Here is a 20686-nt window from a genome sequence, read left to right as displayed (position 1 = left end):
ACGCAGAAGCCACGCAGATAGTTTTTCAACAGGCTGCTGCCGATCGAGGTCTCAGGGCGCCAGCCGGGAAATGCTCCAGGCGCCCTGTTCCCGCAGGTACTGAAAGCGGTCGTGAAGACGGTTTTCACCCCCCTGCCAGAACTCGAACTCCTGCGGCACCACCCGGTAGCCACCCCAGAAGTCCGGCACCGGCACCTCACCGGCGGCAAACTTTTCCTTCATTTGCAGGAACTGGGTTTCCAGCGCCTGGCGGGAAGTGATCCGCGAACTCTGCTTTGAAGCCCAGGCTGCCAACTGGCTGCCGCGGGGACGCTTGAGGAAATACTTCAGCACGTCGGTCTTGGTGAGCTTCTCCACCTGCCCGCCAATAATCACCTGGCGGTCCAGGTCCAGCCAGGGGAAAATCAGGCAGACATTGGGATTGCTCGCCATATCTCGCGCCTTGCGACTGCCGAGATTGGTGTAAAACAGGAAACCCTGCTCATCAAAACCCTTTAACAGCACCGTGCGCTGCCAGGGTTTGCCCTCTTCATCCACGGTGGCCAGACACATGGCGGTGGGATCGGACAGCTCCGAATGGATGGCCTGCTCCATCCACAGGTTGAATTGTGCAAACGGCGAGTCCTGCAACGACTCCCTGGTCAGGCGGCCGTGTTGGTACTCGCGACGGGTATCTTCCAGCGACATTGTTCTCTCCCGGGTACATGCCACATTTTAGCCCGCATCCGAAAGCACTGTCCCACTTGTCGCGCAATCTTTCCCGGTCAGCAGGCCAACACCAAGAAACTGCTGCTATTCCACCGATGGCAACATAAAATGTGGTCGTTTGACGTTTGCTGACCCTTAAGGAGCAATCCATGTCCCCAGTGAAAGGCCTTGCGATCACCGCCAGCCTGCTCTATTGCCCGCTGTTATTCGGCCAGGAAGGCTTTATCACGGAAGAGGATTTGCTCGGAGAGCTGCCGGCGGTATCTGCGGTATCCCGTATGGTGCAACCGCTTGCCAGGGTGCCGGCCAGCGTCACCATTATCGACCAGCAGATGATCAAGGCCTCGGGCGCGCTGACCTGGGTGGATGTATTTCGCCTGGTGCCCGGATTTGAGGCTTACTCTATCAACGGCAACCGCTACGGCATCGGCTACCACGGCTATGGCCGCGAATTCCCCAACCACCTGGAAATCATGGTGGATGGGCGCTCCATCTACGAGCCGATGTTTGCCAGTATCGAGTGGGGCTCCCTGGGCATCAGCCTGGACGATGTCGACCACATTGAGGTGGTGCGCGGCTCCAACGCCCCCGCCCATGGCTCCAACGCCTTCCTCGGCGCCGTCAATATCATCACCCGCAAACCGCTACAGGAACACGGCTGGCACGCCAGCGCCACCAATGGCGCGCGCGCGACCCGCAACGGCAACCTCCGCTACAGCGGCAACGCCGGCAAGCTAGATTACCGGGCCAGCCTCAACTACGAACACAACGATGGCTTCCCCTCGGTGGGCAGCGGCAAGAACCCGGGCCCCATGGACGATGGCAAGGAGAAAACGGCGCTCAACCTGCGCGCCATGTACACCCCCAACATCAGCGACACCTTTGATGTCCAGCTGGGCTACAGTTACGCCAACATGGGCTGGGGGGACGCCGATCACCCGGACGAATACACCCCGGTCCGGTTCAAGAATCAATTCCAGTCCCTGAAGTGGAACCGCGACCTGAACAGCACGGATACCCTGCAGGTCCATTTCTACCGCAACAAGATCGACGGGGAAAATTATGTCAACTTGGGCCGGGTTTCCGACCTGCTGTCCCAGCAGCTGGGGGTTACCATCAGCCCGGCCGATGTCCCGGTCTTTTTCCAAACCTATGTTGATCCCAGCCTGAACATTCAGGACCAAGACTACATTACCGGCTTCCAGGGCCTCGAGTCCGAACGCGATGACCTCGAATTCGAACATCACCTGCAACTCAGCAACAGCCTGCGCACCACCTGGGGTGCCGGTATTCGCTATGACCATATCAAGGGAGAAGCCGTGTTCGGCCACAGCGCTGCGGAATCCCTCACCAGTCGGCGCCTGTTCGGCCACCTGGAGTGGCGGCCTTCATCCCGCTGGACACTGAACGGCGGTTTGATGGTTGAGGACAATGGCATTGTCGGCACCATCGCGTCAGAGCGCGCGGCCATTAACTACCACGTCAATGACTTCCACACCCTGCGCGTCAGCTATGCCATTGGCCAACGCTCGCCATCACTGGCCGAGGCGCGGGAATTCAACGCCGATATTCTGGCCGACCAGGTGCTCATCACCGCCATCCGCAAAAGTGCTGACGACCTGGACGAAGAGCGCCTGCGCAGCCTGGAACTGGGTTATCTGGCACAGTTTCCCGGCAGCGGCATCACCTTCGATGTCAGGCTGTTCCGGGAGGAAATTCGCCACGGCCTGGAGGTCTTCCAGGAAACCGTCAGCGGCGATTTCCCCAGCCTCGATCCGTCTGAAAGTTTTTCCGTGCGCGACAACATCCTCCGCTCCAATATGACCGGTGTCGAATTGCAGCTGCGCTACCAACCCACCGACCGCACACTGATTAACGCCCATTATGGCTACCGGGACGTGGACAGCCGCTTTATCAGCCGCTTCGAACCCGAAGTACATGAGAGTGACCTCAACAACCGCAGCCCGCGCCACACCGCCGGTTTACTGGTGCATCAGCAGCTAGGCGGCGGTCTGTCCGCCGGGCTCAATCTCTACCATATCACCGATGCCAACTGGCGAGATGGCAACGCCGTGGATCAATTTGTACGCGTGGATGCGATTCTAGGGTACGACTTTAACGTCGGCAGCACCTCTGGCACGCTGTCGCTGATCGGTCAGAATCTGGGCAGCAATTACGAGGAACACGCCCAAAACAATGTCTTCGAAACCCGGTACTTTTTACAGCTGACACTGGACTTCGACTAATTGCCTAAACCCCCGTAAACCGCGTACGATACATAATTGACCGCATATTCCAAAATACTGAAAAAGCCAAAGGATGGGCATTGAATATTTCAGTTAAAAAGCTACTGTTTGGGGAAATCCCTGTAAAAGGCGGGCTAGTGCTTTTTACTGTGCTGATGTTCAATACCTGTCACGCCGGTGTGCTGTTACTGCTGTCCAGTGACGCCCCCTATTACCGTGAAACGGCGGACATCCTTCAGGCCACTGTATCCGATAGGCTCACCGCCCCGCCCAGCTTTGAACGCGTATCCCTGGATGCCCCGGGCTTCGAGGACATCCTTGCCAAACCGCATCAGCTGATTGTTGCCGTTGGCAGCAATGCCACGCGCGAGGCGTTGGGCCGGGCTGACACCACCCCCCTACTGAGTGTCTTTACACCCCAAAATGCGTTTGCGACTTTGCTGCAAACGAAAAACAGCACCATTGATCGGCCCATTGCCGTCATCTATCTGGACCAGCCCCTCAGCCGGGTAGTCTCGCTCGCCACTCTGTTACAGCCGGACGCGACCCGTTTCGGCACCGTGTTCGGCCCCATTTCCAGGGAATGGGAAAGCGAACTCAAGGCGCTGACCGCCGAGCGCGGCATCCACCTTGAACAGGCTTACCTCAACCATAATGACAATCCCGTGGCCGTCCTCCGGCCGCTGGTGCAACAGTCCGACCTGTTTATCGCCCTGCCCGACCAGGCCGTGCTCAACCGGGCCATCGCCAAGTGGATACTGCACCTGAGCTTCCAGCAGAAAGTACCGGTGATTGGCTTTTCCAAGGCCTACACCAATGCCGGGGCGCTCGCCTCCATCTATTCGGCGCCAGCCGATATCGGCAAACACGCCGGCGAACTCATCGCCGCCTGGCTGCCGGACAACCCTATCCCGGGCCAGCTGCAACTGTATCCGCGCTATTTCACCATCAGCACCAACCCGGCAGTGGCCCGGTCGCTCGGCATCAGCCTCCCGCCGGAAAACCAACTCTATCGACATATTGAACAACAGGAGCAGCCGCTGCCATGACCCGAAAACAGCTGCTCAGAAAATCCATTCACCAGCGCTTTCTGGCCGTCGCCCTGTTGCCGCTGCTGTTGATCATCACCTTGCTGACCCTCTACACCGTCGATGCCAGGCGCACGGATCTTGCGCAAAACCTGCTGCGCGCCGGCGATGCCTCTTCCAGTTATCTGGCCACCATTTCCGATTTTTCGCTGTATTCACGCAACCTCAAGTTATTGGCGAATACGGCGACTTCCGCCCTGCGCATCCCCGATGTGGTCGGCATTGCCTTTCTCGATAACAGCCAGGCTGTGGTGCTGAGCACCGGTCATTTTTCCGATTCGGTACTGCCCGACCTGGCGGAGAGCTCGCCGCTGCAAACTTCCCAATATCTCTACTTCATGAAACCGGTGTACCTGTCCGGGGTTGACTTCAGCGATTACCAGGAGGAATCGCTCTCCGAACCGGACACCCAGGAACTGGTTGGCTGGGTCGCCCTGGTCGTCGACCGCACCAGCATGCTCGAACAGCAACAAAGCATCCTCACCACTTCCGCCCTGTTGTTTCTGATCGGCTTGCTGATTGCCGTGGTCTTTACCTACTACCTCAGCCTCGGCCTGATTTCACCTATCCAGCAACTCACCACCACCATCAGACAGATGGCCGGGGGCAATCTCAGGATTCGTGCGGAAACCGGTACGGAGGATGAGCTCGCGATCCTGGCCGCCGGCATCAACCAACTGGCCGAGTCAGTGGCAGAGGGCAAGGAAACCCTTGAGCACCGCATCAAATTTGCGACCCGCCAGTTGCAGGACACCCTGCAGAGCCTGCAGACAAAAAACCAGGAGTTGGAGCTCTCCAAGCAGCAAGCGGAAACGGCCAACCAGGCCAAGAGTGATTTCCTGGCCAGGATGAGCCACGAGTTGCGGACACCCATCACCTCCATTCAGGGTTTCGTGCGCCTGCTGGATGTCACCAAACTGGGTGAAAGCGACCGTCAGTACTGCCAGATTATCGACCAGGCGGCACTGCAATTGCTCACGCTGATCGACGACATCCTGGCTTTCTCCAAGCTGCAGTCAAACACCGTAGAGCTGGCCAAGCAGCCTCTGGATCTGGCGGAATGCGTCGAACAGGTTACGGCCATGTTTACCCCCCAAGCCCAGCACAAGGGGCTCTATCTGGTTGTCGACTTCGCCCCGGATTTGCGACTCGAGCGCATTGGCGATTCCATCCGCATCCAGCAGATTCTCGGCAACCTGATTGCCAATGCCATCAAGTTCTCCGACGAGGGCGGTATTTTTATCTCGCTGAAAAGCAATGCCGAACAGGCGGTGCTCATCGAAGTCAGGGACACCGGCATCGGTGTTCCCAGGGCGGCTCAGGATCAGCTGTTCAACGCCTTTGCCCAGGCGGACACCTCCATTTCCCGGCGCTACGGCGGCACAGGTCTGGGGCTCTCCATTGTCAAAAACCTGGTGGAATTGATGGGCGGAGACATCCGTTTCGAGAGCGTGGAAGGCCTGGGCACAACCTTTACCATCCAGTTGCCCCTGCCTTTCTCTGGGACCACACGTCAATGGTCGATGAAACCGAGCCGGGTTGTGCTGTCTGGCTGCCACAAAGCGATTAACCAGGCACTGATCCATGCCATGGCCCGCTTCAACATCGCCGATGTGTGCGTGGTCGGCCTGGCAGATCTCACTGCTGCCACCACCACACTGGGTCCCGATGACAACGTCATCATCTGCACCTCCAGCCTCCTCTCACCGGACATTGACTTGGCGGCCCTGATTCTCGACCTGCGGGCTGCGACCGCCGCCAAACTGATCCTGCTGGCGGGACAATTCAACTTCTACCAGCAATTCAATGTCAGGGAGCGGGCCAGCCTGCAACCCGTCGCCTTCCTGCCCATGCCACCACCGCTGGCCGAACTGTATCGATCACTGGGGGACATCACCCACACCGGTGCAGTCAGCGCCCATCACGACAGTGAACAGGTACTCGACGGCGTCAATATTCTGATCGCCGAGGACAACCAGTTCACGCGCTTGCTGCTCGACACCCTGCTCGGCCGACTCGGCGCGTACTGCACCTTGACCAGCAACGGTAACGAAGCGCTGGCGGCCTACCAACAGGACCGCTTTGACCTGCTGTTAATCGACGTCCATATGCCCCAGAAAAATGGTATCGACACCCTGGTCACCCTGCGCCGCAGCAACAATATCAACGCCAACATTCCCGCCCTGGCCCTGACCGCGGACATTTTGCAGCAGGAAGAACAACACCTGTTTGAGGCGGGCGCCAATGGCCTGTTGCTGAAGCCGCTGGATGAGCGCGCATTGCTGGTGCAGATCTGTAAACTGCTCCATCTGGAACTGCCTGCCACACCGCTGCCCTCCGCAGAGTCGCTCGACGAAATTCCGGCGGATCTGTTCAGACAGGAAGTGAAAGACCTGCTGGGGCGCTCACGGGATGCCCTGTCCGCGGGCAGGATTGAGGAACTGCGCGAGGAAATTCACCAGCTGTTGGGCATTGCCGGGGTGTTCAATCTCACCGAGCTGGAACGCAAAGTCAGACAACTTCACCAGTGGGTGAAAAGCGGTCAAATGGATCGGGTAGATAGCCTGCTGGACGAACTGGATCAGGATGCGGCAAAAATTGATGTCTGAGTGCGGCTGATCATGCCGCACTCAAGCAATGGTTAAGCCCGACCGTTAAATAGCGCGAACGGCCACCACCCCTTCAACGGCGCGGATGGCCGCCAGCAGTTCTTCGCCCGGCTCAGTGACCACATCGATAATGTTGTAGGCGATCTCGTCGCGGCTCTTGTTCACCATATCGATGACATTGATATCGCGGTCTGCGAGCAGGGACAGTACATGGCCGAGCACCCTGGGCACGTTTTCATTACAGAAGGTAATACGACAACCGCCGTTGCGGTCCATCCTGGTCGCCGGAAAATTCACCGAATTGCGAATGTTGCCATTTTCCAGATAGTCGATTAACTGATCCGCCGCCATGATGGCACAGTTTTCCTCGGCCTCTTCGGTGCTGGCACCGATGTGTGGCATTAACAGCACATCCGCTCGCCCGAGCAACTCTGGTACCGGAAAGTCGGTGACATACTTGGCGAGGCGCTTTTCATCCAGGGACGCGACAACCGCCGCTATATCGACCACTTCTTCCCTGGCAAAATTGAGCAGCACCGCGCCGGGCTTGGCACAGCGCAGTATCTCGCCATTGATCATGTGGCGGGTGGCCGGGATAGCGGGCACATGGAGGGTAATAAAGTCGGAATTGGCCAGCAGGCTTTGCAAATTCTCCATTTTTTGCACCCGCCGCGACAGCCGCCAGGCGGCTTCGACGGAAATCGCCGGGTCATAGCCAAACACTTCCATGCCCAGTTCCACCGCCATATTGGCCACCAGGGCACCGATGGCACCGAGCCCCACCACACCCAGACGCTTGCCGGCGATTTCACTGCCGGCAAATTGTTTTTTCTGCTTTTCCAGCAGCCTGGACAGCTCACCGGCATCGCTGATCCCGGTGAGACCCTGCACATAATTCATCCCCCCCAAAATGTCCCGGGAGGCCATGAACAGGGCCGACGCCACCAATTCTTTGACTGCATTGGCATTGGCACCGGGGGTGTTAAAGACCACGATGCCACGGTGGGTATAGTCTGCCACCGGGATATTGTTGACCCCTGCTCCGGCGCGGGCCACCGCCTTGACGCTGTCGGGAAGCACCTCGTCGTGCAACTTCTGGCTGCGCAACAGAACCGCATCGGGGCGGTTGAATTCGCTGGCAATTTCATAGTATTCGCGGGGAAAACGGTCCAGCCCCTTGGCGGAAATCTGGTTGTAAGTACGCACCTTGAACATGACCCGCTCCCCTATGTTATTAGAATGGTTAAAAATTTATTGTGACACCTGCTGGTAAGCCCAGGTGATCCAAGGCATCAACGCTTCCAGGTCCGCTTTCTCTACCGTTGCGCCACCCCATATGCGCAGACCGGCGGGGGCGTCCCGATAGGCGCCAATATCGTAGGCGACGCCTTCGGCATCCAACAGTTTGACAACTTTTTTCACCTGCTCGGCATCCAGATCCAGAATCAGGCAAATACTGGTATTGGAGCGGGTCGCCGGGTCCCGGGCAAGGAAATCGATCCAGTCATGCTCCGCCACGAACTGCTCGATCACCGCCAGGTTCTGCGCGGACTTGGCGACGGCGGCTGGCAGACCACCAATGGACTTCACCCAGCCCAGGGCGTCCAGATAATCCGCCACACAGAGCATGGAGGGGGTATTGATGGTTTCCCCCCTGAAAATGCCCTCAATCAGTTTGCCGCCCTTGGTCATGCGGAAAATTTTTGGCATGGGCCAGGGCGGGCTGTAGCTCTCGAGGCGCTGCACCGCACGGGGGCTGAGAATCAGCATGCCGTGGGCGCCCTCACCACCCAGCACCTTCTGCCAGCTAAAGGTCACCACATCGAGCTTTTCCCAGGGCATCTCCATGGCAAACACGGCAGAGGTGGCATCACAGATGGTGAGACCGTCGCGATCGTCGCTGATCCAGTCGCCATCGACGACTTTCACACCGGAGGTGGTGCCATTCCAGGTAAAGACGATATCATTGGCGGGATTGGCCTGCCCCAGATCCGGCAGCAGACCATAGTCCGCACCGTATTCATTGACCTGCGGCAACTTCAATTGCTTGACCACATCGGTCAACCAGCCCTGTCCAAACGATTCCCAATAAAACACATCCACCGGGCGCGCACCCAACATGGACCAGAGCGCCATTTCGACGGCGCCGGTGTCGGAGGCCGGCACGACCCCCACCCGATAACCTTCGGGCAGACCCAACAGCTCGGCAGTTTCCACACAGGCACGCTCCAGGGCGACCTTGCCAATGGCCGCCCGGTGGGAACGTCCCAGGGTCTTCAAATCAAGATGGGTGATATCGTAGCCAGGCCGCTTGCTGCAAGGGCCTGAAGAAAAATTGGGGTTAGCCGGCTTTTGTGTCGGTTTCATGCTGTCCCGCCTGGATGATCTGAAATTAAGCGGATCATTCTAAGTGGGATTGGGGTTCAGGCAAAGGCGTCGATGGCAAATTTTTGCGGCTGGGGGAGATACTGGCAAACCGGCCCTGTCAGTGACTAAAAAGCACGGGGATCTGTCATTCGCCCGCGCTTCCCGGCCTTTATTGTGGCTGGCTTTATTGTGACTGGGCGGCTGCGCGCTCTTTCTTGATCAGATAGGCAGCCACCTTGAGCATGCCTTCCTGGCTGCCGTTCTCTCTGCTCGAGATGCGGTACTTGCCATTGACCACGACCTCCGGGGTGCCCTGGGTGCGATAGCGCTGCTGTTTACTGGCGGCCAAATCCACGGCCATTTCAATGCCCTTGGAATTGAACACCTTCAGGAAACGCTCCCGGCCCACGCCCTGGGCCTCAAACAGATCGGCTATTTCATCCTCGCTGCTCAGCTTCTTTTTGTTCAGGTTCATGGCTTCAAAGATCGGCTCGTGCAACTTGTCGAGCACCTTCAACGCCCTGGCGGTGTAGTAGGCGCGGGCGTGCAGTTTCATGACCGGGTGCCAGATGGCCGGCACCTGCACAAAATTGACGTCTTCAGGCAGGGCAGCCACCCAGGGTTTCAATGTGGTTTCAAAAGCAAAGCAGTGACTGCAGCCGTACCAAAACACTTCAACGACCTCAATCTTCGCGGGGTCAGCCGTGGTCACCGGTTCGGGCAGAATTTCGTAATTGACACCCGCCTTAAAGGGTTCATCCGTTTCGGCATGGCAGGCTGCCATCGGCAGCAGGGTCAGGACAAACAACAGGTTGAAGAGAGCATGACGCATACTAAATTCCTTTCACATTGAGCTGGGCAGTACCTGATAGACCACTATCATCCCTGAGGTTCCCCAAAATGCAAGCGTAAAAAAGGCGGCTCACGCCGCCTTTTCAGATCCGCGCCCTTACTTCAGGCCGGCAATAAAGTTCGCTACAGAGTCGATTTCCAGATCGCTCATATGCGCGGCGACACCGCGCATGATACTCGCGTCGCCATCGTTGGTACGGGCGGCCGGGTTGCCGGGATCATCGGCACCGGTGCGGAAGGCGCGCAACTGCTTGGCAGTGTACTGGGCAAACTGTCCACCCAGCGCCGGATAGCCCGCGGGGGCATTGCCATTGCCCGCGGGAGAGTGACAGCCGGTACAGGCCGGAACACCGGTTTCAATGTTGCCGCCGCGGTAAATACGCTCGCCGCGATCCAGGTTTTCTTCCCTGGCGCCGGCCATCTGGATGTTCTTGGAAGCAAAGTAGGCCGCGATATCCGCCAGATCCTGGTCGGAGAAGGCGTTCAGCATGCCGGTCATTTCCGGAACGGTGCGGGCGCCGGATTTGATATCCCTCAGCTGTTTGGTGAGGTACTTTTCGCCCTGACCTGCCAGCTTGGGGAAGTTCGGTGCGGGACTGTTGCCATCGACGCCGTGACAACCGGCACACATTGCTGTTTTAGCCTGTCCGGCAGTAGCATCACCACCGGCAAAGGCCAGGGAGGAGGCCAGGGTCAGACCCAGCATGGCAGCCATTCCTAGAATCATTTTTTTCATTGGTTAATCCGCTCTCTGCATTCCGCTACAATAGGACACTCGTATTGCCTTCTAAAAAGCGGGGGCATTATATACTAACTCCCCCGCGATCTTAATAGGTGATATCAGCTTACCCTCTCAGGATTCCCCATGTCAGACGTGATTTCCTTCCGCAAGGCGCAATTCCTCATCAGCGCACCCTCCCTGCATCAATGTCCCGAGGACAATGGTTGCGAGGTGGCGTTTGCCGGCCGCTCCAATGCGGGCAAGTCCAGCGCCATCAATGCGCTGACCAATAACGCCAAACTGGCCCGCACCAGTAAAACCCCGGGCCGCACCCAGTTGCTCAACTTCTTTTCCCTTTCTGAGCACTGCCGGCTGGTGGATCTGCCCGGCTACGGCTTCGCCAAGGTCTCCAAGGCCCTCAAAAAAGAATGGGACCAACACCTTGCCGAATACCTGCAGCAGCGACAATCCCTGAAAGGGCTGGTGCTGCTGATGGACATCCGCCACCCCCTGCAGGAATATGACTGGCAGATGATCCGCTGGGCCTGTCAGTCGCAGATGCCCGTTCACCTGCTACTGACCAAAGCGGACAAATTCAATCACGGTCCGGCCAAAGCCATCTTGCTGAAGGTCCAGCGGGAACTGAGCGAGGCCGGCTTTTGGGACAATATCAGTATCCAGACCTTTTCCTCCCTTAAAAAAACCGGTCTCGAGGAACTGGAGGGCATCCTCCAGGACTGGCTGGCTGTCGGCCAAGATGCCCCAACCGACTGATATAACGTTTATTTCCACAAAGAAAAAAGCCCTGGTCAATATCGACCAGGGCTTGCTTTGCTGTTGCTTGGGGATTAATCAAGCTTTGCATCTAGTTTGGGGAGAAAGCAGCAATGTTGCTTGCGAAAGATTAGGCACAACGCCGAACGATTAGTTCCTCCCTCCTTGAAAAATTTTTTACCCTCTCTCAATCAGCGATTAGTGCGCAAAAAAAAAAGCCCTGAATCAATATCGATCAGGGCTTGCTTTGCTGTTGCTTGGGGATTAATCAAGCTTTGCATCTAGTTTGGGGAGAAAGCAGCAATGTTGCTTGCTAAAGATTAGAGAGGGGTTCTGCAGGATAGTTCCAGCCGCTGTAAAAAATTTGTTGTTCACTCCCTACCCCGGCGCTCACGCCCCGGTATTCATCCCCAAAAAAAAAGCCCTGATCAATATCGACCAGGGCTTGCTTTGCTGTTGCTTGGGGATTAATCAAGCTTTGCATCTTAGTTTGGGGAGAAAGCAGCAATGTTGCTTGCGTAGTAGTTAGGCAGGGTTCCCAGAGCAAAGTTCCAGCGCCAAAAAAACTTTTTATACTTTTTTGTTGCTCTTTTGTCTCATTTTTTGCCTGTCTGCTTATAAGTCTCCTCGCCCGAGCTTAATGGGCCTCATCCCAGTTGTCCCCGGTACCCACGTCGACAATCAGCGGCACCTCCAACGCCAGCGCCTCGGACATACGCCGACTCAGTCCCGATTGAATCATCGCCAGCTCTTCGACGGGCACCTCCAGGACCAATTCATCGTGAACCTGCATGATCATTTTGCTGTTAAGGGCATCCTCACGCAGCCAGCGGTCCACAGAAATCATCGCCAGCTTGATGATATCCGCAGCGGTCCCCTGCATCGGCGCGTTGATGGCGGTGCGCTCCGCCGCCTGCCGGCGCATGCCATTGCTCGATTTGATTTCCGGCAGATAGAGGCGCCGACCCATCAGCGTTTCCACATAGCCCTGCTCGGCCGCGCTGTGGCGAATGCGATCCATGTAATCCTGCACCCCCGGATAGCGGGCAAAATACAGGTCGATGTATTCCTGCGCCTGATGGCGGCCTATTTTTAACTGTCGGGCCAGGCCAAATGCCGACATCCCGTAGATCAAGCCGAAATTGATCGCCTTGGCACTGCGCCGCTGTTCCGCTGTGACCTGCTCCAGTTCGACGCCAAAGACTTCCGCCGCCGTCGCCCGATGGACATCGAGCCCCTTGGCAAAGGCCTCTCGCAAGCCACGGTCCCCGGACAGGTGTGCCATGATGCGCAGTTCGATCTGGGAATAGTCCGCCGCCACAATCTTGCTGCCGGGCGGCGCCACGAATGCCTGGCGAATCCGGCGTCCTTCCGCAGTGCGCACCGGGATGTTTTGCAGGTTCGGATCCGAGGAGGAGAGGCGTCCGGTGGCCGTCACCGCCTGGTGATAGGAGGTGTGTATTCTACCCGTGGAGGCCTTCACCAGCGCGGGAAGTTTATCGGTATAGGTGGCCTTCAGCTTGGACAGGCTGCGGTGTTCCAGCAGCAATTTGGGCAGCGGGTAATCCAGCGCCAGTTCCTGCAGCACCTCCTCCTTGGTGGACGCCGCGCCTTTGGCTGTCTTTTTCTGCACCGGGATCTGGAGTTTTTCAAACAGAATATGGCCGAGCTGTTTGGGGGATGCCAGATTGAACTCTTCACCGGCCAGCTCGTAGGCCTGTTGTTCCAGTTCGGCGAGGCGCGCCCCCAACTCCCCACTTTGAACGCGCAGCAGTTCGGCATTCACTTTGACACCGTTGCGCTCGATGCGCGACAGCACCGGCACCAGGGGAATTTCGATGCGCTCGAGGACCCGCCTCAGACCGCTCTCAGACAGCAGTTTCGGCCACAACGCCTGGTGCAGCCTCAGGGTGATATCGGCATCTTCCGCGGCGTAGGGCCCCGCCTGCTCCAGGGCAATCTGGTTGAAGGTCAGCTGGGATGCCCCCTTGCCGGCGATGTCCTCAAAATGAATGGTTTTCTCACCCAGATACTTGAGCGCCAGGCTGTCCATGTCGTGGCGCGTCGCAGTGGAATCGAGCACGTAGGATTCGAGCATGGTGTCAAACCGAATGCCCTGCAGGCCGATGCCATGGTTGGCCAACACACTCATATCGTACTTCAGGTTTTGGCCGAGCTTGCCGATGGCGGGATCTTCCAGCAGGGGTTTTAGGGCGTCCAGCACTTGGCTGCGATCCAGTTGTGGCGGGGCGCCGAGGTAGTCATGGGCCAGTGGCACGTAAGCCGCCTCATTGGCATTCACTGCAAAGGACACCCCGACGATTCTCGCCTCCATGTAGTCGAGGCTGGTGGTCTCGGTATCAAAGGCAAAGCATTCCGCCTGTTTCAGCCGCGTCAGCCAGTTGTTAAACGGTTCCTGCTCCAGAATGACCTGGTAATCCCTGGCTTCGGCTACCGCCACCATCTCCTGCTCTCCCGCCCCGGCCAACAGTTCCTCGGTCCAGGCCTTGAATTCGCACTGGCGAAACCAGTCGAGCAGCTGTTCCCGGTCGGGCTCACCGTTGTGCAGACTCTGTGCGGCAACATCCAGTGAGACATCTGTTTTGATGGTGGCCAAGCGGTAGGAAAGGCGCGCCAGCTCCTGGTGCTCGGCCAGTTTTTCGGGCATTTTTTTGGCGCCGCGAAAATCCAGTTCGCGCACCTGTTCGAGGTCGCCGTAGATGGCATCCAGGCCACCCAGGTTTTGCAGGATCGCCAGTGCCGTTTTTTCACCGACACCGGGAACACCGGGAATATTGTCGGATTTGTCGCCGATCAGGGCGAGATAATCGATGATCAGCTCGGGAGGCACGCCAAACTTGTCGGCCACTCCCCGGGGATCCAGGGTCGTGTCAGTCATGGTATTGACCAGGGTGATCCGCTCGGATACCAGTTGCGCCATGTCCTTGTCTCCGGTGGAAATCACCACCGGCTGCCCTCCCCCCGCGGCCTCCAAGGCCAATGTGCCGATCACATCATCCGCTTCGACACCATCCACCACCAGCACCGGCAGCCCCATCGCCCGGATAATCTGATGGATCGGCTCTATCTGTTTTTTCAGGTCATCCGGCATGGGCGGTCGATGGGATTTGTAGGCCTCGAACAATTCGTCCCGGAAGGTTTTGCCTTTGGCATCAAACACCACCACCACCGGACTTGCCGGGTAATCCTTGAGCAGCCGCCGCACCATGGAAATGACGCCCTTCACCGCACCGGTGGGCTGGCCATTGGACGTCGTCAGCGGTGGCAGGGCGTGGAAGGCGCGATAGAGATAGGACGATCCATCCACCAGGACCAGCGGGGTTGTGTCATTCATAGTCGGGAGATTCAACAAAGATTAGGATTGCCCAAGGATACCGCAAATTGTTTCTTTCCCGCTAACAAGGGGTTAACCTTGGTGAAATAACAGGAGTGGGGACTCCGACATGTCGTCATTTCTCATACCGGATATCGGCACTATCCGGGCTTTTCTGGGACAGTACTCACTGCACCACGACGTTGAGATTGAAGCCACCTATGTGGCCAGAAACCACCTCACTTGCCGTTTTCACTGCACGCCGCCGCAGTCCGGCCGCTTCCTTCTGGTCGCCGTGGTCGCCGGCGCCAGAGATCGCCTCAACTATTCCTCCCTGCTGGTACAGCATTTGGCCGGTCGGGGTCTGCCTGTAGCCCCCTGCGTCAGCAGCCGACAAGGCGATCTGATCGCCAATTATGGCGACCACCCCGCCCTGCTTTTCCAATTGCCCGAGGGCGATACCCCGTCACATCAGAATCTTCATGTATGCCAGCAGATAGGCGCTTTTTTGGGCAAAATGCATACAAATTCCAGCTCGTTCGAGCCGGAGTATTGCAATCCACGCAGCCTGGTATGGCTTAATTTTGCTGCGACAGAACTGGCCCCCATCCTCTCCGCCGGCGAGGAATCGCTGCTTCGGGAACAACTGGCCCGCTTCAAACGCACCGTTGAAACCGTGCCGGAGCTGCCCACCGGACCACTGATTGGCAGTATTTTCGCCGATCAGCTGTTTTTCAAAGATGGCCAGCTGGCTGCCGTGACGGGATTTTATTTCAGTTGTTCGGACTGGTGGTTGCTGGATGTGGCCCAGGCCGTCAATGAATGGTGCTGCAACCCCCACGGGGAATTGGACAAACAACTCTGCCACGGACTCCTCAACGCCTATCGCGCGGAGCGGCCCTTTACCGCCGCCGAGGGCCAGTATTGGCAGGATATTCTGTGTTTTTCAGCGACCCGTTTTTGGGTATCCCGCCTGTTGACCTCGCTGTCTACCGAAGGGGATTCCTCGGCGCGCAAGGGCGATCCGGAAGAATATCGCCAGAAACTGCAACGGCGCCTGATGAGTTATTACCCACTGCCGCTCTGAACCGCCTAATCCGCCAGACAGGTGGCGAAGGCGTCGACCACAGTGCCCAGAAACTCCAGGTAACTCCCCGCACCGAGCGCCACCTGCTGCCCCATGGGGTCGAGTTCCACCATTCTGGCGCCCAGTTGCACGGCCAGCTGCCGGGCAGCCTTGCTGTTCAACTGCGGCTCGGTGAACACACAACTCACCCGCGCCCCCAGACCCAGTATTTCACCGAAATGGCGTGCCCCCTGCTGGTGCCCGCTGGCCAACTGAACCGCGGCCAACTGATTGAGGCCGTAATACCGGACAAAATGGCCGTAACCATCATGGGTCACCACAAATCCCCGCCCCTGTAATGGCGCCAACCGCTGGCGTGCGCGCCTGTCCAGGTTATCGACACCGGCGACAAAATTGGCCAGGTTTTGTGCAAACAATGCCGATTGTTGCGGATACAGGGCAGACAGCCTCGCCGCGATGGCCGTTGCCATCACCCGGCCGTTCTCGGGGTTTAGCCAGAGATGGGGGTCCCGGGTATGCATGTGCTCACTATCAGTTTCTTCGTGACGTTTCCCCGGCTCTGCTGTCGAATCGTGCTCAGGGTCTGCATCCGCCGGGGTGGGCCATGTCAGTTCCGGCAGGGCCGAGAGCTGCAATGTCGTTGCCGCTTGCGCCTCCAGGGGCTTGCGCAGCGCCGATTCCAGTTCGGGACCGACCCAAATCACCAGCGCCGCCTCATTCAGGGCGCGCACATCTGAAAATCTCAGTGCATAGTCATGGGGCGACACATTGGCCGGCATCAGCACCCTGACCGGCCAGTTTTCACCGGCGACGGCCTTCACCAGCATGGCCAACGGCTTGATCGAAACGACAACCTCATTGTCTGTTGCGGCCAGCACCCAGGGTGCAGGCGCAACCCACAGCAGGGCGATCAGCCAGCTCAGTCGAATAGTTTTCATATATTATATTGTTGCATTATAAAAATAAGTATTGCCTGAACCCGGCTTCAGTGGCATTGCGTGTCCAGCCGTCCACACCTGCCACGGGCATCACTACCACACACCCCCGGACTATTGAAAGAAAGGGAGTAACACCCAGCCAGAACCCGATTGCCAATTTATCATAATGTTATAAAATAACATTTTATTTTTAAAGTGCGATAGCATGCTCACCAATTCCAGACTGGCCTATCACCACCACGATCACAAACGCTGCATCACAGCGGCACTGCATCGCGCCCGCCTATTGTGCGATGATCGCCAGGTGCGCCTTACCCCGATCCGCGAAGCGGTTTTCAAAACCATCTGGGCCAGCCACCGACCACTGGGTGCCTATGATATCGTCGACCAGATGACCCTGGCATCATCCCCGGTCAAGCGGATCCTGCCACCCACCGTCTACCGCTCCATTGAGTTTCTGCTGGAGCAGGGCCTGATTCACCGGCTCGCCTCGCTGAATGCCTACATCGGCTGTCCATTCCCCGGCAATGACCACAATGATGTATTCCTGATCTGCCGACAGTGCGGCGCCACGGCGGAATGCAGCGCCGAACAGTTGACCTCTGCCGTCGAACAGACTGCCCGTCGCGCCAACTTCAATGTCGAGTCCCAGGTCATTGAAATCGTCGGCCTCTGCCCGGAGTGTCAGTCGTGAATCAGCTACTGGTGCAGTTACGCAATATCGGCAAGGCCTTTCGCGGCCACGATGTATTGGTCGGCGTTGATCTCAGCATTCTTCCCGGCCAGATTATTACCCTGATCGGCCCCAATGGCGCGGGAAAAACCACACTGGTCAAAATCGTTCTCGGCTTGCTGAAGGCCGATGGCGGCCAGATTCAACTGGCCCCCGACCTGCGCATCGGCTACATGCCCCAAAAACTGCAATTGGACCCAACGCTGCCCATCACCCTGCGGCGCTTTCTGGCCCTGGCCGAGTCGAATCACCAGCTCTGCCTTTCAGCACTCCGCGAAGTGGGCATTGAGCGACTTATCGACCAGCCGCTGCAATCGCTTTCCGGTGGCGAGATGCAGCGGGCGTTGCTGGCGCGGGCCATTCTCCGCAAGCCGAATCTGCTGGTGCTCGATGAGCCTGTTCAGGGGGTCGATGTCGCAGGGCAGGAGAGCCTCTATCGCCTGATCGGCCAACTCCGCGACCGACTCCACTGCGCCGTATTGATGGTCTCCCATGACCTGCATCTGGTGATGTCCGCCACTGACGAGGTGATTTGTCTCAATCAGCACATCTGCTGTCACGGCCACCCGGATCAGGTAAGCAGCAACCCCGCCTTCCTAGAACTATTCGGCAGCAAAACAGCCCCCTATACCCATCACCACAATCACCGCCACAATCTGCACGGTGACGTGATTGAGCCGCAAACGTCATCCCACCAACACTCAAGTGAATGCCGCCATGATTGAGGTGCTACTTTACGCATTGTTTGCCGGGCTCGGCGTCGCCGTCGTCACCGGGCCACTGGGCGCCTTTATCGTCTGGCGGCGCATGGCCTATTTTGGCGACACGCTGGCGCATTCGTCACTGCTCGGTGTCGCCCTGGCACTTTTGTTCTCCCTCAACCCGACCATTTCCGTGGTGGCCATCTGCCTGCTGCTGGCACTGATCCTGGTTTCCCTGCAGCAACAGCAAACCCTGGCCTCCGACACCTTGCTGGGTATTCTGTCCCACACCTCACTGGCCATCGGCCTGGTGGCCATGGCCCTCATGCCGTCGGTGCGTGTCGATTTGCTGAGCCTGCTATTTGGTGACTTGCTGACGGTGACTGGCCGCGATGTACTGACCATTTATGTGGTCGGCGCAATCGCCATTGCACTGCTGATCCGCCTCTGGAAACCCCTGCTGGCGATCACCATTCACGAGGAGCTGGCAAGGGTCGAAGGGGTACCGGTGACTGCCGTGCGCACGGCACTGATGCTGATCGTCGCCCTGGAGATCGCCATTGCCATGAAGGTGGTGGGTGTACTGCTGATCACCGCGCTGCTGGTCATTCCCGCAGCCACGGCGCGGCGCTTCGCCCACACCCCCGAGCAAATGGCCATCTTTGCCAGCGGAGTCGGATGCCTGGCCGTACTGATGGGTTTGTCCGCCTCCTGGTTTATGGACACCCCCGCAGGGCCGTCTATTGTCCTGAGCGCCGGGATTTTGTTTGCGCTGGCGCTGCTGAAAAGGGAGTAGCGAACGAACGGGGAGGTCAAAAACTCGCGTCGATGGAGCGCCACGTTAGGCGCATGTCGCCTTCCTCAAAAGGCGGCCTGAAAAAGCCGTGGTAGTGACCATAGGGGTTGATCAGCACCATATTGCCACTGTGGTCGATGGTGTAATCGCCATTGCCCAGTTCAACCCTGTTGAAGGCCACATTGAGTTCGGTGGCCAGCTTCAGCAGCACGTACTTGTCGCCACTGACGCCGATAAAATCGGGGTTAAAGTAGGGCACGTACTTGGCCAGCTCTGCTGGTGTATCGCGCTCCGGATCGAGGGAAACCAGCACAATTTGCAGTCGTTCCCGCTCCTCAGGGTCAAGGCCCTGATACAGCTTCGCGGCCGCTGCCAGCGCTGTCGGACAGACATCCGGACAGTGGGTAAAGCCGAAGAACAGCAGGGTCCATTTGCCTGCCAGGTTTTTCAGGGTGAACGGCTCGCCATGGTGATCGCGCAGTTGAAAGTCGCTGAATTTTCTCGGCGTCTCCAGCACAACCGCGCCCTTGGACTTCAGTTCATAGGGGTTCAGGACTCGCGGCTGACTCATCCGGTAGGCAAAACCCGCCACGACCAACACCGCAAAGACCAACGCCACGGTGACCGTCACACGCACACTGCCTCGGTTAAACACCCCTGTCTGCATTCGCTGTTCCCCGGGCAGTTACTGAATAAAGGACGGCACGGCTACCAGATAGTGATCCAGCAGCATGATGACAAACAACGCCATCAGATAAATGATGGAGTACTTGAAGGTATCCATCCCGGCGCTAGGGGTTTTGTCAAGCATCATGACAATGGCCCAGTAAATAAAGCCGACACCCAATACCACCGCACCCAGCAGGTACAGCCAACCGCTCATACCCGTCACGAAGGGCAACACACTGATGACCAACAGGATCAGGGTGTAGAGCAGGATATGCAGCTTGGTGTATTTTTCGCCATGGGTAACCGGCAGCATCGGAATATCCGCCTTGGCGTATTCATCCTTGCGGTGCACCGCCAGGGCCCAGAAGTGCGGCGGTGTCCAGGCAAAAATTATCAGCACCAGCAACAGGGCATGGCCGTGAATTTCACCGGTCACAGCGGTCCAACCCAGCAGCGGCGGGGCGGCACCAGCCAGGCCGCCAATCACGATATTCTGCGGCGTCGCGCGCTTCAGGAACAGGGTATAAATCACCGCGTAGCCCAGCAGTGAGGCCATGGTCAGCCATGCGGTCAAGGCATTAATGTAAATCAGCAGCACCGCCATGCCCACGACGCCCAGCAGCGCGGCAAACAGCATTGCCTGAACCGGCTCCACGCGGCCTTTTGCCACCGGGCGGTTGAACGTCCTGGCCATGATGGTATCAATGCGGCGATCCACCACATGATTGACCACCGCCGCCGCCCCGGCGCACAGCGCAATGCCCAGGTTCCCGAGGATCAGTACATCCACCGGCACCATTCCCGGTACGGCGAGAAACATGCCGATCACGGTGGTGAGAATCATCAGGGCGACCACGTTGGGCTTGGTCAGCTCCAGGTAGTCCCGCCAACTGGCTTTTTCGATATTGAGTTCTGCTTCATTCATCATTTCGAGTCCTGCCTCTGATATTCCGGTTTCGCGGTCCAAATCCCGGTCACCAAGGTCACCAACACAAGTAATAAAAGTGCACTGAACAGGTGATGGAGCAGGGCGGTCAGCATCGGTGCCATCAACAGATTGTTG

The 20686-nt window shown here is 57.9% G+C and carries 18 protein-coding genes; 8 read left to right on the top strand and 10 right to left on the bottom strand.

From position 1 onward, the window contains the following. Positions 1 to 51: 51 nt before the first annotated feature. Positions 52 to 687 (bottom strand): pyridoxamine 5'-phosphate oxidase, encoded by a 636-nt coding sequence (pdxH, locus tag ABY948_RS03415; RefSeq protein WP_461481111.1) that lies wholly within the window; start codon positions 685 to 687, stop codon positions 52 to 54. Between the two features lie 170 nt (positions 688 to 857). Here pdxH and ABY948_RS03410 point away from each other — a divergent pair, with 170 nt between their 5' ends. The 3 genes from ABY948_RS03410 to ABY948_RS03400 all read left to right on the top strand — a co-directional run bounded on the left by ABY948_RS03410 (position 858) and on the right by ABY948_RS03400 (position 6651). Next, the gene (locus ABY948_RS03410; protein WP_461481110.1) at positions 858 to 2954 is read left to right on the top strand and encodes a TonB-dependent receptor plug domain-containing protein; all 2097 of its coding nucleotides are present in this window, start codon (positions 858 to 860) and stop codon (positions 2952 to 2954) included. Between the two features lie 137 nt (positions 2955 to 3091). Next, positions 3092 to 4003, top strand: coding sequence for an ABC transporter substrate-binding protein (locus ABY948_RS03405; protein ID WP_461481109.1), 912 nt, complete (start codon positions 3092 to 3094; stop codon positions 4001 to 4003). Further along, on the top strand, positions 4000 to 6651 hold the full coding sequence (locus ABY948_RS03400) for an ATP-binding protein (RefSeq protein WP_461481108.1): 2652 nt from the start codon (positions 4000 to 4002) through the stop codon (positions 6649 to 6651). The genes ABY948_RS03405 and ABY948_RS03400 overlap by 4 nt, the downstream gene beginning before the upstream one ends. Before the next feature lie 45 nt (positions 6652 to 6696). On the opposite strand, the gene ABY948_RS03395 is transcribed toward ABY948_RS03400, so the two are convergent. The 4 genes from ABY948_RS03395 to ABY948_RS03380 all read right to left on the bottom strand — a co-directional run bounded on the left by ABY948_RS03395 (position 6697) and on the right by ABY948_RS03380 (position 10606). Next, positions 6697 to 7866 carry a phosphoglycerate dehydrogenase gene (locus tag ABY948_RS03395; RefSeq protein ID WP_461481107.1) on the bottom strand — a complete coding sequence of 390 codons (1170 nt, stop codon included), beginning with the start codon at positions 7864 to 7866 and terminating at the stop codon, positions 6697 to 6699. Between the two features lie 36 nt (positions 7867 to 7902). After that, complete coding sequence (locus tag ABY948_RS03390; RefSeq protein WP_461481106.1) at positions 7903 to 9018, bottom strand: phosphoserine transaminase; 1116 nt, start codon at positions 9016 to 9018, stop codon at positions 7903 to 7905. Positions 9019 to 9202: 184 nt separating this feature from the next. After that, entirely contained in the window at positions 9203 to 9850 is a 648-nt protein-coding gene (locus tag ABY948_RS03385) for a thiol:disulfide interchange protein DsbA/DsbL (protein WP_461481105.1), read from the bottom strand. Positions 9851 to 9967: 117 nt separating this feature from the next. After that, the gene (locus ABY948_RS03380) at positions 9968 to 10606 is read right to left on the bottom strand and encodes a c-type cytochrome (RefSeq protein WP_461481104.1); all 639 of its coding nucleotides are present in this window, start codon (positions 10604 to 10606) and stop codon (positions 9968 to 9970) included. Between the two features lie 129 nt (positions 10607 to 10735). On the opposite strand from ABY948_RS03380, the gene yihA reads away from it, so the two are divergent. Next, positions 10736 to 11365 carry a ribosome biogenesis GTP-binding protein YihA/YsxC gene (gene yihA / locus ABY948_RS03375; RefSeq protein ID WP_461481103.1) on the top strand — a complete coding sequence of 210 codons (630 nt, stop codon included), beginning with the start codon at positions 10736 to 10738 and terminating at the stop codon, positions 11363 to 11365. A 313-nt stretch (positions 11366 to 11678) separates the two neighbouring features. On the opposite strand, the gene ABY948_RS03370 is transcribed toward yihA, so the two are convergent. Together ABY948_RS03370 and polA are read right to left on the bottom strand one after the other, a co-directional pair. Beyond that, positions 11679 to 11873 (bottom strand): hypothetical protein, encoded by a 195-nt coding sequence (locus ABY948_RS03370; protein ID WP_461481102.1) that lies wholly within the window; start codon positions 11871 to 11873, stop codon positions 11679 to 11681. Between the two features lie 129 nt (positions 11874 to 12002). After that, positions 12003 to 14720: a DNA polymerase I gene (gene polA / locus ABY948_RS03365; RefSeq protein WP_461481101.1), complete on the bottom strand. Its 2718-nt coding sequence runs from the start codon at positions 14718 to 14720 to the stop codon at positions 12003 to 12005. 109 nt (positions 14721 to 14829) lie between these two features. On the opposite strand from polA, the gene ABY948_RS03360 reads away from it, so the two are divergent. Then, positions 14830 to 15786: a phosphotransferase gene (locus tag ABY948_RS03360; RefSeq protein ID WP_461481100.1), complete on the top strand. Its 957-nt coding sequence runs from the start codon at positions 14830 to 14832 to the stop codon at positions 15784 to 15786. A 5-nt stretch (positions 15787 to 15791) separates the two neighbouring features. Here the strand turns inward: ABY948_RS03360 and ABY948_RS03355 are convergent, their stop codons facing one another. After that, on the bottom strand, positions 15792 to 16724 hold the full coding sequence (locus tag ABY948_RS03355; protein WP_461481099.1) for a zinc ABC transporter substrate-binding protein: 933 nt from the start codon (positions 16722 to 16724) through the stop codon (positions 15792 to 15794). 205 nt (positions 16725 to 16929) lie between these two features. Here ABY948_RS03355 and ABY948_RS03350 point away from each other — a divergent pair, with 205 nt between their 5' ends. From ABY948_RS03350 to znuB, 3 genes are read left to right on the top strand one after another with little or no spacing between them, the layout of a single operon-like run. Next, positions 16930 to 17418, top strand: coding sequence for a Fur family transcriptional regulator (locus ABY948_RS03350; protein ID WP_461481098.1), 489 nt, complete (start codon positions 16930 to 16932; stop codon positions 17416 to 17418). Continuing rightward, positions 17415 to 18182 (top strand): zinc ABC transporter ATP-binding protein ZnuC, encoded by a 768-nt coding sequence (gene znuC / locus ABY948_RS03345; RefSeq protein ID WP_461481097.1) that lies wholly within the window; start codon positions 17415 to 17417, stop codon positions 18180 to 18182. The genes ABY948_RS03350 and znuC overlap by 4 nt, the downstream gene beginning before the upstream one ends. Beyond that, on the top strand, positions 18175 to 18954 hold the full coding sequence (gene znuB / locus ABY948_RS03340) for a zinc ABC transporter permease subunit ZnuB (RefSeq protein WP_461481118.1): 780 nt from the start codon (positions 18175 to 18177) through the stop codon (positions 18952 to 18954). The genes znuC and znuB overlap by 8 nt, the downstream gene beginning before the upstream one ends. A gap of 16 nt (positions 18955 to 18970) precedes the next feature. Here the strand turns inward: znuB and ABY948_RS03335 are convergent, their stop codons facing one another. Beyond that, positions 18971 to 19621 carry an SCO family protein gene (locus tag ABY948_RS03335; RefSeq protein WP_461481096.1) on the bottom strand — a complete coding sequence of 217 codons (651 nt, stop codon included), beginning with the start codon at positions 19619 to 19621 and terminating at the stop codon, positions 18971 to 18973. An 18-nt stretch (positions 19622 to 19639) separates the two neighbouring features. Next, complete coding sequence (gene cyoE, locus ABY948_RS03330; protein WP_461481095.1) at positions 19640 to 20548, bottom strand: heme o synthase; 909 nt, start codon at positions 20546 to 20548, stop codon at positions 19640 to 19642. Positions 20549 to 20686 lie beyond the last annotated feature (138 nt).

Origin of the sequence: Porticoccus sp. (assembly GCF_041592135.1) — a bacterium.
Lineage (GTDB): Bacteria > Pseudomonadota > Gammaproteobacteria > Pseudomonadales > Porticoccaceae > Porticoccus.
This window is presented reverse-complemented; position numbering and strand designations above follow the sequence as displayed.